Here is a 14,320-nt window from a genome sequence, read left to right as displayed (position 1 = left end):
AGGTGGTGGGGTGACTCCCACTTTGCTTTCGCAGCTGACCACCGCGGCCGTTGGCGGCCCCGCCGGAACGTTCATCGAGGCCACCACTGAGGCCGAGATCATCGACGCCGTCCGGACGGCCGACGCCGCCGGGGAACAGTTGCTGATCGTGGGCGGCGGATCCAATCTTGTGGTGTCCGACGCCGGGTTCCCTGGGACGGTCCTGCGGATCGCCTCTGAGGGGTTCACGGTCAACGCGGAGGACTCCTGCGGCGGCGTGGCGGTGGTGGTGCAGGCCGGCCACAACTGGGACGCCCTCGTTTCCCACGCCGTGCTGCACGCGTGGTCCGGCATCGAGGCGCTGTCCGGAATCCCCGGCTCAACGGGCGCGACGCCGGTCCAAAACGTGGGTGCCTACGGCGCCGACGTCTCCCAGACCATCGCCGCCGTACGCACCTGGGACCGGCAGCGCAACGCTGTCCAGACGTTCACCTCCTCGGAGCTTAAATTCGGCTACCGGGACTCGATCCTCAAACAGTCCACCGTTGACGGGTCGCCGCGCTATGTGGTGCTGACGGTGGAATTCCAACTGCCGCTGGGACGGATGAGCGCGCCTATCCGCTACGCCGAACTCGCCCGCTCGCTGGGCGTCGAGGTGGGTAAACGCGCCTACGCCAACGATGTTCGCCGAGAGGTGCTCCGACTCCGCGCCAGCAAAGGCATGGTGCTGGACGCCGCCGATCGCGACACCTATTCTACCGGGTCCTTCTTCACCAATCCGATCGTCAGCCCGGAGCTCGCCGCAACATTGCCGGCCGATGCGCCGCGCTTCCCTGAGGGGGAACTGGTGAAGCTGTCAGCCGCGTGGCTCATTGATCGCGCGGGTTTCGGGAAAGGCTTTGGCCTCGACGCGGACTCGGTTGCTGCCGGCCGGGCTGCCCTGTCCACCAAGCACACGCTGGCAATTACGAACCGCGGCTCAGCCAGCGCCGCTGATTTGGTGGCCGTGGCGCGGGAGGTGCGGGACGGCGTCGAACGTCACTTCGGTATTGTGCTGCACCCAGAACCGTTGCTCATCGGGTTGGAGCTGTAACGCCAACAGCTGGACGGGCTGCGTGGGCTTCGCTGGTCGCTGCGTTGCGGACTGCCGTGAAGCGGGCTGCGGCGCCGATCACGGCTGCGGACCAGCCCACGAGCGCCAGGTAAAGGCCCATCACCAGCCAGACCAAGATTTTCGATGCGTCAGGCATCCTGATTCCGGTCGCGATGCAGGCGGCGAGTCCGGCCACGGCGAGGATCAGCGAACTGATGTACAGCACCCTTCCTGCCAGTGGATGCTGTGTCCAGCCGCGGTGGATCCGGACTCCACCGGTGCAGGTGCGCAAGCCCGGGAAGAGCACCGCATATCCACCGCCGAGGCTGAACCCTAGGGCGGGAAGCAGGGCTGCGGGACGTGGCGTAAGCTCGGTCAGCGCCAAGGCGCTCAGGCCAGTTCCAACGACGACCGAGACTGTGCCCAGCGCCAGCCACCACCTCGTGCTGCGCGCAAGCAGTCCCCAAAAACTCCCCAAAGTCATGCTTCCAGCCTAGTTGCCCTGCCGGTCGAGGCAATCCAGCCCTAGGATGGGGCCATGGCGGGAGCAGCGCGAGGACTGGACGGCCGGACCGTCGGTAGGCTGCGGCTGGCTGCGCAAGGCTTGGTTCCAGGCGGTGCAGGACCCACTGGTGTGGCCGGACCCGCCGCAGCGAAGTCTGCCGCCGTTGCCGGACCAGCCGCTGCAAAATCTTCCGCCTACTCCGCTGGGGTCGCCCGAGTGGCAGGGGTTGTCCGCTGGCTTACGGCCATTCAGGCGCAGGACCTGCCGGCAGCCTTGTGGGCCGTTGGCTCCCGTGCTCCTGGTGCTGGGATCAGTGCTGTCCGGACCGCCTTGGATACTGGGCGCATTGTGCGGTCCTGGCCCATGCGCGGGACACTTCACCTAGTGGCACCAGAGGATCTCGGCTGGATGCTGGATCTAACGGCCGAGAAGCTCACCCGGAGCATCGCAGCGCGGTTCCGTGACTTGGACATCTCGTGGGCGGACATTGAGAAGGCGCGGGACGTGGCGTTGACCCGCATCGCCGCTGGTGGACCGGTCAGCAGGCCGGACCTTTTCAAAGAGTTTGAGGCTGCAGGCCAACCCACCACCGGCCAGCGCGGGATTCACATCCTTGGCACTCTTTGCAGGCATGGCTGGCTGGTGCAGGGACCCATGTCAGGCAATCAGCAGCTGTTGGTGGCATTCGAGGACTGGATTCGTACCTCGCGCCGGCTTCCCAGAGAAGAAGCTGTGGCCGAGTTCCTGCTCAGGTACTTACGGAGCCATGGGCCAGCAACGGTTCGCGACTTCGCGTGGTGGACGCAGTTGCCGCTGACGGAAGTTCGGGCAGCATTGGCCGATATTCGGGATCAGTTGGTGGCCCTCGACGTGAAAGGGACTGAATACTGGCTCTCGCCGGAAACTGCGGAACTCCTGGATTCGGGACTGCCCGGTGCACGGTCGGTGCTGCTCCTGCCAGGCTTCGACGAGTTCGTGCTGGGCTACCAGGACCGCAGTCTGGTCCTGCCGCCGGAGCACGCGGACAAGATTGTTCCCGGCAACAACGGGGTTTTCAAGAAAACAGTGGTGGCGGCCGGCGAAGTGGTGGGCACCTGGTCGCTGGCAGGCACTGGGCCGGGGGCCGCCGTCGTACCTGAACTATTTGATGAAACCCGGCCGTTGGGCCCCACGGCGCAGGCCGCACTGGAGAAAGCTGCCCGCGGATACCGGGCGTTCCTGGCGAACTAACCCCCTCTGGTGGCGAAAGCGGCCCTGCCCCGCATAAGCGGTGCTGGGCAGCGCCGTTCCTGCGGGCCAGGGCCGCTGATGATGGCGGCGCCTCGAATTATCCACATGACGTCTCTGCCCTCTCCCTTGATAACCAGCCACGCGCCAGCCTTGGTCCATGAACGAAAGTAAGATCCAAGCCCTCCTGGACACAGCTTGGCCAACCAGCACCGTCGCTTCAACGCGTCAGTTGACTGCCGCCGGACTGGACGACAGAGTCCTGACGGCGGCGGTCCGCGCCGGGCTCATTCTTCGGCCCCGCCGGGGCGCCTACGTCCAGCAGGCAAGCTGGCGGGCGGCCAAGCCGTGGATCAGGGACGCCCTGAAGATCCAGGCCCATTATGAGTCCACCGGAGGTAACTCACGCTACAGCCATGTGAGTGCGGCCCGGCTGCACGAATGCGACGTATGGGGTGCATCGCCCCTGATCCACGTCACCACGGACTACGCGAATTCCCGGACAAGTGCCGGAAAAGATGTCCGGACCCACCGGGCCATCCTGCAACCAGCAGACAGAGCAACCCTCCGGACCCGGGACGGGAGGGAAATCTTGGCCACCAGCCTCGAACGGACTGTCTTGGATTGCGCCCGGATTCTGCCTCTGGAGCAAGCAGCTGTCATTGGGGACCATGCATTGCGCAAAGGCGCGCGGATGGCCGGCCTGCGCCACCAGCTGCAACTCGGGCAGAAGCGGGGGAGCCGGCGGGCCGAGAACCTGCTGAATGTCTTGGACAGCCGGTCCGAATCTGCAGGGGAGACCCGGACCAGGCTCTTGCTGCACTCCTTTGGCATGCACCAGTTCGTGCCGCAGGTGCAGATCCCCACAGCCAACGGTGTGTTCCGTGCGGATTTTGCCGATCCCGCCACTCGGATCCTGATCGAGTTCGACGGCGAGGCAAAGTACTTCGACTACAGGCCAACGGCCGAGGCACTCTTGGCAGAGCGCAACCGGGAGAACACGCTGGTTCAGGACGGCTGGGCGGTGTTCCGTATCAACTGGGACCTGCTGGGCCGGTCCCCGGAGCTGAAAGGGCGCCTGCTGGCCTTTCTGGCCCGGCACTCTGGACCGCAGGAGCGGCACTAGAACACGAAAGCGGCCCTGGCCCGCATAAGCGGTGCTGCCCAGCACACCGCTTATGCGGGCCAGGGCCGCCGATACGCGAAGTGAAGCGGGGCAGGGCCGTCTTAGCCGGGTCCGCTCCCCACCTAATAGGCGAACGCTACAGGCTGCCCGTGGCGATGTTCAGCATCCTCCGGAGCGGTTCGGCTGCACCCCAGAGGAGCTGGTCGCCCACAGTGAAGGCGCTGATGTAGTTCGGGCCCATCTCCATCTTGCGGATTCGGCCCACGGGGATGTCCAGGGTTCCGGACGCAGCCACGGGGGTCAGATCCGCCATGGATGCTTCCTTCGTGTTGGGAACCACCTTGGCCCATTCGTTGTCGGCGGCCAGGAGCGACTCGATCTCCGCCACCGGCAGGTCTTCACGGAGCTTCAGGGTCAGCGCCTGGGAGTGTGAGCGCATGGCGCCGATACGGATGCAGAGCCCGTCCATGATGATGCGGTTTTCCTCGGACGTGCCCAGGATCTTGTTGGTCTCCACACCTGCTTTCCACTCTTCTTTGGACTGCCCGTTGCCCAGGTCCGCGTCGATCCAGGGGATCAGGGAGCCGGCGAGCGGAACGCCGAACTGGGTGGCGTCGATGTCCGTGCGCTGGTGGGCCAGGACCTTGCGGTCAATCTCGAGGATGGCCGACGCCGGGTCGTCCAGTTCCGTGCTGACCTCGGCGTTGAGCGTGCCGAACTGGCTGAGCAGCTCGCGCATGTGCCGGGCCCCGCCACCGGAGGCAGCCTGGTAGGTCATGGAGGTGCCCCATTCGACCAGGTCATTTTTGAAGAGTCCGCCCAGGCCCATGAGCATGCAGGACACGGTGCAGTTGCCGCCGATGTAGTCGCGGGTGCCGTTGACCAGGCCCTTGTCGATGACGTCGCGGTTGATCGGATCGAGCACAATGATCGAATCGTCGTTCATCCGCAGGGTGGAGGCGGCATCGATCCAGAGGCCGTCCCAGCCGCGACCGCGCAGGTCGCTGTGGACTTGCTTGGTGTAGTCGCCGCCCTGGGCGGTGACAATAATGGGCAGCTTGGCCAGCGTCTCAAGGTCGAACGCGTCTTCGAGCTTGCCTGCGCCGTCGGCGAAGGACGGGGCGGCACCGCCCGCGTTGGACGTGGAGAAGAAGACCGGGTTGATGTTGGCGAAGTCGCCCTCGTCCTGCATGCGCTGCATGAGGACGGAGCCCACCATGCCGCGCCATCCGACCAGGCCGACAGAAGGGGTAGCTGCTGTAGTCATTGGACCAGTTTAGACTTCCCGGCGTGCCAGGTGCAGTCGGTTACGTCACGACAGTAGGGCTACGCGCGGTCCGCTTCTGCCAGGAGGGCGTTCTTGCGGGCGCGGATCGCAAAGTAGGCGCCGAACGTGAATAGCTGAGTTACCACCACCAGGACAATCGCCCCAGCGATCTTGTTGCCGCCGAGAATCATGGTCAGTCCCACGATGGCGGACAGCAGGCCCAACAGGGGCAGCAGCATGTAGCCCAGGACGAACAGGGTTTCGGGTTTTTTGAGCATGCCTAGCTTTCGGTTCTTGTCCATGAGGTGAAGCGGTATCGGGTGCCGTTGGCGGCGGTCAGCCAGCCGTCGGCGGGGCTTGCGGTGGTGGCCGCCCATACGGCGCTGAGCTCGGGAGCGTAGGTGTCGCCGTCGGCCGTCACGTCGATGGTGGTGACCACGGCGGTGTTGGCGAGTTCGGCCGATTGCCGAAAGATCTCGCCGCCGCCCAGGATCCACACCATCTCGCTGCCGGGGGCGAATTGCGACTCGAGGAGGGCGTCGTCCAGGGAGGAAACCACGACGGCGCCCGCGGCCTCAGGCGTGTCAGCCCAGCTTTTCTGCCGGGTGATGACGATATTGGTGCGGCGGGGGAGGGGGCGGTACTTGTCAGGGAAGGACAACCACGTTTTGCGGCCCATGATGACCGGGTGCCCGGAGGTGAGGCGGTTGAAGTGCTTGAGGTCCTCCGGCAGGTGCCACGGCATGTCCCCCGCCATGCCGATCACACCGGCAGGGGTCTGCGCCCACACCAGGCCAACGCCGGTCAGAGTAGTAGCTAGCTGCTCCGTGAAAGCTTGCGGGTTCACGGCAGTCATACGGCGATCGGTGCCTTGATGGTGGGGTGGTGCTGGTAATCGACCACCTCGAAGTCGTCAAGGGTGTACTCGAAGATCGAGTCCGGGGTGCGGGTGATCTTCAGCTGGGGGTACTCGTAAGGTTCACGCGCCAGCTGCTTGAGGACCTGGTCCATGTGGTTCTCATAGATGTGGACATCGCCGCCGGTCCAGACGAATTCGCCGGGCTCAAGCCCCACCTGCTGAGCAACCATGCAGGTCAGCAGGGCGTAAGAGGCGATGTTGAAGGGCACACCCAGGAACATGTCCGCGGAGCGCTGGTACAGCTGGCAGGAGAGTTTGCCGTCCGCCACGTAGAACTGGAAGAAAGCGTGGCAAGGCGGCAAAGCCATGTCGCTGAGTTCGGAGACGTTCCAGGCGGAGACGATGTGACGGCGGGAGTCAGGGTTGGCCTTGAGGTTCTCCACCAGCTCGGCAATCTGGTCGATGTGGCCGCCGGCTGGGGTGGGCCAGCTGCGCCACTGGACGCCGTAGACCGGTCCTAGTTCACCGTCAGCGTCCGCCCATTCGTTCCAGATGGTAACGCCTTGCTCCTGCATCCAACGGACGTTCGATTCGCCGCGCAGGAACCACAGCAGCTCCACGGCCACGGACTTGAAGTGGACCCGTTTGGTGGTGATCAGCGGGAAGCTCGTGGCCAGATCGAACCGCATCTGTCGGCCGAAAACGCTGGTGGTTCCCGTTCCCGTTCGATCCGATTTATGCGTGCCCTCAGCCAGGACGTCGCGAAGCAGGTCTTCGTAGGGGGTAGCAATACTCACGTCCCAAGTCTACCGGCGGCGGGCCCGTCCTGGCGTAGCCTGCCGCGGACCAGGTCCACCAAAACCTCATCGGCCAGCCCCGCGCGGCGGCCCAGTTTGATGTAACGGTCGACGGCGACGCGAACCTCGGCGAGGTCCGCTGCGGCGGGCGCCGCCTCGCCTTCGCCATGGGAACCAGCAGCGGCGTGCCCAGCAGGTCCGGGTGGACGGGTCGCCACGATGGTGCCGCCCCGCCGTCGTGATTGCACCACACCAGCAGCCTCAAGTTCCTTGTACGCCCGGGCCACCGTTCCGGCGGCGATGCCAAGGTCGGCGGCCAGGCTTCGCACCGAGGGAAGTTTGGTGGCTGGGGTGAGCTCGCCCAGCGCCACCAGGGAAGCGATCTGGGAGCGGATTTGTTCGTAGGGGGCTGTGGCGGAACCGAGGTCCACCGTGATGCCTGCGCTCAAGGTACGGCGTCCGCCGCGGAACGGACACTGGGTGCCTGGTTGGTGATGAGCCGGCGCAGCGGAACGAGGGCAACGGCAATCCCTAGGACGATCAGGAAGGCCCCGGCCAGCGGTGCTCCCTGCCAGATGATTGCGGAGGGGCCGGGATTCAGGGGCCAGCGGGCCTGCAGAGACGGAGCAGAAACGGAGAAGAGGACGCCAGCCTGGACCACCGAGCAGGCCGTTACCGTCCTGAGAACGCGGTGCAAGGTGATTCCTCGCAGGGCAGCGTCGAGCCCAGGTGTTGAGTCGCTTAGCGGTCGTCGACGAAGGAGAAGGGCAATCGGCCCCACGGCCATGAGCAGGACGGCTGCGCCGGCTATGGCCGTGGCAACCCAGTCGGGGGGAGCGCCGAGTGCGGCCTGGCGCAGTGCCACCGTCACGATGGCGACGGCCAGGACCGCCAAGGCCAGACCGGTGACTACCGCTGCAGCGCGAATGAGTGGTGGACGTTCGGCAGAGGCGCTCGTCGCGCCGTAATTGACGTGCAGCAAAATTTCTCCGAATGCCAGCACGCCCAGAACCCCCGCCGCACCCACGGCGACGATGACAGCGGGCTGGGTTAGCGGACCCATGACCGCCAGCAACAGCAGCATCGGTACGATGGCGCCGAGCCACATCGCCGGCCCGAGGGACACGACGAGCTTGGTGGATGGCTGACTTTCGGGGATGGCGGCGGCCTGGACCCGGGTGTTTGCTGGACTTCCGAAGGCCAACGTGGGTGGTGCCCACCGCCACATGGCCAGGAGGACCACGAGGTTGACGATTCCCATCACGTTGGTCCAGGAACCCGAGCCATTCTCTGGCTCGGGCCGGACCGCGAAGTTCCCCGCGATCGCAGTCAGGCCAGAGGCTACAGTGGCCACTGTCCGCAGCAACCGGTTCATGGCGATGGTCCGTAGGGTTGCGTTGTCGTCTGGGTCGAGTGCTTCCAGCTGACGACGGCGCGTGATCAGTAACAGTACAGCCCAGGTCCCCATGGCCAAGACCAAGAGCGCCAAACCCAGGTAGGCAGCCACTGTTAGGCCGGCGATGCGTCCGTCTGCGCCGAGAGTAGCCACCTCGCCGCCGCTGAAAGGCCGCGGCGAAAATCCGGGCAGGGTGGCCACCACGGCAATCTGGAGAGCTGCCAGCACGAAAATCGCCAGCGTCACCCAGCCGAGCGTGACCGGCAGGAAATCCCGGATCCTGCGGACCTCCAGGGTGGCTTGGCGCCGCTCCAGCCGATGGCCGGGGTAGCTCACCTGGCCGATGCCGTGGACTGCGAGCACGCCCAGGATGGGCCAGGCCAACACAGGAATGATCGTCAGTGCGTTGGTCAGCGGGCCGTCGCCGTTGTTGGGCAGGATGCCGATCATACCCGCGGACTGTAGTGAACTGGCCAACCAGCCAATGACACCCACCCACAAGGCATGTTGCGTCACCGAAACGGGCGAGACGCCGCCGCCGGGAATCCGAACCACCCAGCGCAGGACCAGGTAGATGACGGTCACCAAGAAGAACGGACCAAGCAGAAGGCCCACGGGGATAAAGTCCCAACTCAAGTTTTGCGGCATCTCATCCCCCATGATCGATGTCTCACTGTATCAACCATTTGATACAAAGACGATGGGGTCAGTCGTCGAAAGGTTTGAACTGCTCCACGGCCACAACGCGGTTCCGGGACCCGCTTGCCACGTGGCACACCACTATTTCGCCTGGCGCCAGGTACGGATCGGCGTCAGGGAGCAGGCGAGCCAATGAGGCTGGCATGTGCCGGGCAAGCTGGGCGAAAACGGTGGGCAAGGCGGGTCGATGCGTGCACACAGCCACGGCGCGTTCCTTGTCGAAAAGCGACTCAATGACGGCAGCGGTCTTCTTGGGACTGCGCTGATGCTTGTGCTCAGTCAATGCGTCGGTGAGTTTTACCTTGGCGCCGGAGACCCGAACATAAGGTGCCACCGTTGCCACGCACCGTACCCAGGAACTGCTCACGACCCTCGGCGGTTTCCATGCCTGAAGCAGCCGGCCAACAGCCTGTGCCTGCCGGGCTCCCGTGGCGGCCAACGGGCGTTCGCCTTCCGCCCTGGACCAAGAGCTGCGGGGTTTTGCCTTGGCATGCCGGACCACAATCAGCGGCCACGTATCCAGGGTGGAGCGCAGGTGCGCTTCGGCCAGGGCTTGGAGGGGCGCCACATCGGAGGTGTTGGAGAGCAAGAATGCGGCCCGTTCAGGGCTGCACCACAACACGCTGTCCACTTCCTTGCCGTCCGGGACCACCTTGGCGCCGCTGAACTTCGCGGCCCAGTAGTGCACCACCTTCAGCCCTGACGAGACGCGGTAGTGGATGGGCGGCAGCGGGATACCAAGTTCCACCGCCAAGCCGATCTCTTCGCGGACCTCGCGGACTGCGCACTCAGGAATGGTTTCGCCGTGGTCAAGCTTGCCTTTGGGCCAGGACCAATCGTCATAACGGGGTCGGTGAATCAGGAGGACTTCAAGACGGCCCCGGTTCACACGCCACGGCAGAGCGCCTGCAGCGATGACTGCTACGCGCTCCCCGGGGTGCTCCGACTGGTCTGCAAGAGGTTCATCGCCTGCCAAAGCCTCTGTCCTAGCGCCGAACCAGGCTGCGTTGCCGCGGCCGTGATGCGAGCAGCCAGGACTGCACATCCTCCAGTGGTGAACCGTCTTCTGCAAGGTGGAAACGGGTCCACGCGCCCTGGTTGTCAAGGTGCCAGCTGGCGGTTTCCGGGGCCACGTAGCGCAAGAGTAGGTCCAGGACGTAGGCAATGTCGTCGGCGCTGGTCAGCTGCACCAGCGCCTCCACCCGCCGGTCCAGGTTGCGGTGCATCATGTCGGCGGAGCCGATGTAGACCACGGGGTCCCCGCCATTGGCGAAAGCGAAGACACGGGAGTGCTCCAGGAACCGGCCCAGGATGGAGCGGACGGTGATGTTCTCGCTCAAGCCTTCCACGCCGGGCCGCAACGCGCAGATGCCGCGGACAATGATGTCCACTTTGACGCCAGCCTGCGAGGCCCGATACAGGGAATCGATGATGGCTTCGTCCACCATGGAGTTGACTTTGATCTGGACCCGGGCTGGTATGCCGGCGCGGGCATTGCGGATCTCCGTTTCAATCCGCTCAATGAGCCCCGAACGAACCGAGCGTGGCGCCACGAGGAGCCGCTTGAACGTGGACTTGGGAGCGTAGCCGGAGAGCTGGTTGAACAACTTGGACAGGTCCTCGCCCACCTTGTTGTTTGCCGTCAGCAGGCCAAGATCCTCGTAGTAGCGTGCTGTCCGAGGGTGGTAGTTTCCGGTGCCGATGTGGCAGTAGCGCCGCAGGCCGTCTGCCTCTTGGCGAACCACCAGGGAGAGCTTGCAGTGGGTCTTGAGGCCCACGATGCCGTAAACCACGTGCACACCGGCTTGCTCCAGCTTGCGCGCCCAGGAGATATTGGCCTGCTCATCGAACCTGGCTTTGATCTCCACGAGGGCCAGGACCTGTTTGCCGGCCTCGGCAGCGTCAATCAGGGCATCCACAATGGGGGAATCGCCGGACGTACGGTACAGGGTCTGCTTGATGGCCTGCACCTTCGGGTCCGCGGCAGCCTGCTCAAGGAACGCCTGCACGGAGGTGGAGAAGGAGTCATAGGGGTGGTGCAACAGGATGTCCCTGCGGCGCATGGCAGCAAACACGTTGGCAGCCTTGGAAGTCTCTGACTCGTTCAGGTAGCGCGACGTGTGCGGGATCTGCTTGGGATAATGCAGGTCTGCACGATCAATCCCGGCAATCACTGACAACCCGCGCAGATCCAGGGGCGCAGGCACCGAGTAGACCTCGGACTCCTCAACACCGAGCTCACGGATCAGGAGCGCCCGGACGTTGGGGTTGATGTCGTTGGTGATTTCAAGGCGGACGGGCGGGCCGAAGCGACGCCGCAGCAATTCCTTCTCCAAGGCCTGGAGGAGATTTTCGGCGTCGTCTTCTTCCACTTCCACGTCTTCGTTGCGGGTGACGCGGAATGGGTGGTGCTCAAGGACTTCCATGCCCGGGAAGAGCCGGTCCAGGTGGACGGCAATGACTTCTTCCAAAGCAATGAACCGAGCAACTCGGCCCGCAACGGACCCGGCGCGCGGGCCGTCGATGGAGATCAGGCGTGGCAACTGGTCCGGCACCTTCAAGCGGGCAAAAAGTTCCTTGTCGCTGACGGGGTTACGGACAATGACCGCCAGGTTCAGGGACAGGCCCGAGATGTACGGGAACGGGTGTGCTGGGTCCACGGCCAGCGGCGTCAGGATGGGGAACACCTTTTCGGCGAACATGGTGCTCAACTGCTGCTGCGCTGCGTCATCCAACTCGTCCCAGCGCATCAGGTGGATGTGTTCGTAGGTCAGGGCGGGGCGGATCTGTTCGGCAAACACCGACGCATGCCGCACTTGCAACTTGTAGGCCTCGTCGGTGATCTGTTCCAGGACGTCCATGGGACTCAGGCCTGCGGGCGACGGGACGGCGAGCCCGGTGGCGATGCGGCGCTTGAGGCCCGCAACACGCACCATGAAAAACTCGTCCAGGTTGGACGCGAAGATGGAGAGGAAGTTGACACGCTCCAGCAGGTGCAGAGTTGGATCTTCGGCAAGCTCAAGGACCCGCGAGTTGAAGCTCAACCAGCTCAATTCCCGGTCCAGGAACCGGTCCGGGCGGATGTCGCCTTCAGGCTGTGGATTGGGTGCAAACTCGGGAATGTCGATCCGGTCCTGGGTTGCACGCGCAGCTGGCATCTCAGAGGAGCCGAAGCGTGCTCGCGCGGGTGGTGCAGCCTTGGCGGACGCTGGTGTGCCGGCGGGATCCGGGGTCATGACATTCTCCTTTACCTGGCGCGTTGAACTGGGCCCTGAGGCCCTGCGCGGTTCTTCAACAACCTTACTAGGATTCGGCTTGGTAACCGCCGTGGAATGACCCCTTGCCGAGCCTGGTCATCATCCTTGCGGTTAACTTTGGGCTAACGGCCCGTACATCACATCCATGTCCCAACGGGTGAAGCCCAGGGCGCGGTACAGGCCCACCGCCGGAGCGTTCCCGGCGTCGGTGTAGAGCATGACGGCTTGTAGGCCTTGATCCTGCAGATGCCTGATGCCAGCAACCGTGAGTGCCTTGCCCAATCCCATGCCCTGCGCCGCTGGCGTCACTCCCACCACATAGACCTCGCCAATGGCAGGGTGCTGCCCGTGCCGCGGGTGGACCTTCGTCCAGTGGTACCCCAATAGATGGCCGGCGGCGTCTTCGGCCAGGAGGAAACCTGCCGGGTCAAACCAGTCTTCGGCCATCCGGGCATCCAGGTCGGCGCGGGTCAGGCTGCCCTGTTCCGGATGATGGGCAAAGGCGGCGCTATTCGCCGCAAGCCAGGCATCCTCATCTTGGCCCGGCACGAAAGCGCGGAGCGAGAGCCCAGGCGCCAGGCCGACGTCGGGCAGTTGGGCATCTGCAGTGGTCAGCCGCATCTTCCATAGTTCCCGGACGGGGCCGAATCCGTAGCGGGCGGCCAACTCGGCAGCAGCTTCGTGGTTGCCATGCGACCAGGCCTTCAGCCCGGCCAGGCCGCGGTGTTCTTTCAGTGCGCCCACTAACCGGTCCGCCACACCCTGGTTGCGGTACGTCGGATGGACGGCAATCTCCAGTACCGCGTTGGAATCGTCCTCGGCTACCACCACGGCGAACCCGGCAAGGTCTTGGCCCGACGCCGGGTCCGAGTCCTCGTCCGGCGCGTACAGTGCCAGAGTCAGCAAGGAGTCCGGGGCAGCGGCGCCAGCGCGCATGGTGACCAGCGTCTGCTCGGACACAGAAGGGTTGCCGTCCGACTCTTCGGCGGCGGCCAGCAGCGCGTGGCAGTCATCAAGGAGTTGCGGTTCAACCCCGCCTTGGACAACGTGGACTGGCCATTTCTCGGGATGTGCTGGAGTCATGAGGCAAGGCTATACGGGTTGGTCGCCCGGGGCTCAAGCTTCGGTGAGCTCGTCTTCCTGCTGCCGCACCAACGTGAGCCGGTAACCCACGTTGCGTACCGTGCTGATGAGGTTCTCATGATCGGCGCCGAGCTTCGCGCGCAGCCGCCGGACGTGCACGTCAACGGTCCGGGTGCCGCCGTAGTAGTCGTAGCCCCAGACCTCTGTCAGCAGTTGCTGGCGGGTGAAGACCCGGCCGGGGTGCTGGGCAAGGTATTTCAAGAGTTCGAATTCCTTGAACGTCAGGTTCAGCGGCGCACCGTTCACCCGGGCTGTGTAGCTGGCCTCGTCAATTACGACGCCGGCCGCGCGGATTTCGCCGGGAGCGTCATCTTTTTCCGGAATCGCCCTGGCCACGGACAGTCGGATCCGAGCCTCGACTTCGGCGGGTCCGGCCGAATCGAGGACGATGTCATCAACTGCCCACGCGGCGGAGACAGCTGCCATGCCGCCCTCGGTCAGGATGAGGACCAGCGGCGCGCTCAGGCCGGTGGCTTTGAGGAGTTGGGTCAGGGAGCGGGCACCCACCAGATCCTTGCGGGCATCAAGGAGGACCACATCGCAGGGGTCCGTTTCCAGCAATGCGGTCGGCTCGGCCGGGAGGATGTGGACCCGGTGGTTCAGGAGCTCCAAGGCAGGCAGAATGTCCACCGAAGACCCAGTGCTGTTAGTCAGTAACAGGATGTGCGACATAGTTCCTCCAAGGGCAGTCCGCGCATCTTTGGGCGCCTGAACCGGATGTACACCGGCCCGTGCTGGCTTCCAGCGTTACGGCCAGGCATGGAATCAGAGAGTCCCGCTGGCCAGCTCTGCAGGGAGCTTTGCTGATCACCGAGTATACCCGCCAGCGTCTTCCACGTGCCGGAAATGCCCCCGGTAGATGCTGGATTTGCGACATAAGACGTTCATATAAGGCAGGATTGAACGCAGGGGCGGTCATCGCCCTGCCACGAGGGGGAGTGCCATGTTCCCCGTGGCCCCCGACGCTAGATG

General features: G+C 64.6%; 14 protein-coding genes. 3 read left to right on the top strand and 11 right to left on the bottom strand.

All coding sequences use genetic code 11. The features are described from left to right. Positions 1-10 precede the first annotated feature (10 nt). Positions 11-1,072: a UDP-N-acetylmuramate dehydrogenase gene (locus PSET11_RS05465; RefSeq protein WP_124091097.1), complete on the top strand. Its 1,062-nt coding sequence runs from the start codon at positions 11-13 to the stop codon at positions 1,070-1,072. Here PSET11_RS05465 and PSET11_RS05460 read toward each other — a convergent pair. Continuing rightward, positions 1,053-1,556, bottom strand: coding sequence for a hypothetical protein (locus PSET11_RS05460; RefSeq protein WP_124091096.1), 504 nt, complete (start codon positions 1,554-1,556; stop codon positions 1,053-1,055). The two genes, PSET11_RS05465 and PSET11_RS05460, sit on opposite strands and share 20 nt — an antisense overlap. 54 nt (positions 1,557-1,610) lie before the next feature. Between PSET11_RS05460 and PSET11_RS05455 the strand changes: the two genes are divergently transcribed. Both PSET11_RS05455 and PSET11_RS05450 read left to right on the top strand, forming a co-directional pair. Beyond that, a complete protein-coding gene (locus tag PSET11_RS05455; protein ID WP_124091095.1) occupies positions 1,611-2,807 on the top strand; it encodes a winged helix DNA-binding domain-containing protein in 1,197 nt (398 codons plus the stop codon). 157 nt (positions 2,808-2,964) lie between these two features. Continuing rightward, complete coding sequence (locus tag PSET11_RS05450; RefSeq protein WP_124091094.1) at positions 2,965-3,930, top strand: type IV toxin-antitoxin system AbiEi family antitoxin domain-containing protein; 966 nt, start codon at positions 2,965-2,967, stop codon at positions 3,928-3,930. Between the two features lie 136 nt (positions 3,931-4,066). On the opposite strand, the gene asd is transcribed toward PSET11_RS05450, so the two are convergent. The 10 genes from asd to PSET11_RS05400 form a co-directional block, all read right to left on the bottom strand. Beyond that, the gene (gene asd, locus PSET11_RS05445; protein WP_124091093.1) at positions 4,067-5,197 is read right to left on the bottom strand and encodes an aspartate-semialdehyde dehydrogenase; all 1,131 of its coding nucleotides are present in this window, start codon (positions 5,195-5,197) and stop codon (positions 4,067-4,069) included. A gap of 59 nt (positions 5,198-5,256) precedes the next feature. After that, positions 5,257-5,475 carry an NF038396 family protein gene (locus PSET11_RS05440; protein ID WP_124091092.1) on the bottom strand — a complete coding sequence of 73 codons (219 nt, stop codon included), beginning with the start codon at positions 5,473-5,475 and terminating at the stop codon, positions 5,257-5,259. Positions 5,476-5,477: 2 nt separating this feature from the next. Beyond that, entirely contained in the window at positions 5,478-6,053 is a 576-nt protein-coding gene (locus PSET11_RS05435) for a dihydrofolate reductase (RefSeq protein WP_124091091.1), read from the bottom strand. Beyond that, positions 6,050-6,853 carry a thymidylate synthase gene (locus PSET11_RS05430; RefSeq protein ID WP_124091090.1) on the bottom strand — a complete coding sequence of 268 codons (804 nt, stop codon included), beginning with the start codon at positions 6,851-6,853 and terminating at the stop codon, positions 6,050-6,052. Before PSET11_RS05430 ends, PSET11_RS05435 begins: the two co-directional genes overlap by 4 nt. Then, positions 6,850-7,302: a GntR family transcriptional regulator gene (locus PSET11_RS05425; RefSeq protein ID WP_124091089.1), complete on the bottom strand. Its 453-nt coding sequence runs from the start codon at positions 7,300-7,302 to the stop codon at positions 6,850-6,852. The genes PSET11_RS05430 and PSET11_RS05425 overlap by 4 nt, the downstream gene beginning before the upstream one ends. Further along, positions 7,299-8,909 carry a hypothetical protein gene (locus tag PSET11_RS05420; RefSeq protein WP_238989043.1) on the bottom strand — a complete coding sequence of 537 codons (1,611 nt, stop codon included), beginning with the start codon at positions 8,907-8,909 and terminating at the stop codon, positions 7,299-7,301. Before PSET11_RS05420 ends, PSET11_RS05425 begins: the two co-directional genes overlap by 4 nt. A gap of 46 nt (positions 8,910-8,955) precedes the next feature. Next, entirely contained in the window at positions 8,956-9,924 is a 969-nt protein-coding gene (locus PSET11_RS05415; protein WP_124091088.1) for an NUDIX hydrolase, read from the bottom strand. 10 nt (positions 9,925-9,934) lie between these two features. Next, on the bottom strand, positions 9,935-12,184 hold the full coding sequence (locus PSET11_RS05410) for an RNA degradosome polyphosphate kinase (protein ID WP_124091087.1): 2,250 nt from the start codon (positions 12,182-12,184) through the stop codon (positions 9,935-9,937). 132 nt (positions 12,185-12,316) lie between these two features. After that, positions 12,317-13,288, bottom strand: coding sequence for a mycothiol synthase (gene mshD / locus PSET11_RS05405; protein ID WP_124091086.1), 972 nt, complete (start codon positions 13,286-13,288; stop codon positions 12,317-12,319). A gap of 33 nt (positions 13,289-13,321) precedes the next feature. Beyond that, a complete protein-coding gene (locus PSET11_RS05400) occupies positions 13,322-14,020 on the bottom strand; it encodes a winged helix-turn-helix transcriptional regulator (RefSeq protein WP_124091085.1) in 699 nt (232 codons plus the stop codon). Between the last annotated feature and the right edge of the window lie 300 nt (positions 14,021-14,320).

Origin of the sequence: Arthrobacter ulcerisalmonis, from assembly GCF_900609065.1 — a bacterium.
In the GTDB taxonomy this organism is placed as follows: Bacteria; Actinomycetota; Actinomycetes; order Actinomycetales; family Micrococcaceae; genus Arthrobacter; species Arthrobacter ulcerisalmonis.
This window is presented reverse-complemented; position numbering and strand designations above follow the sequence as displayed.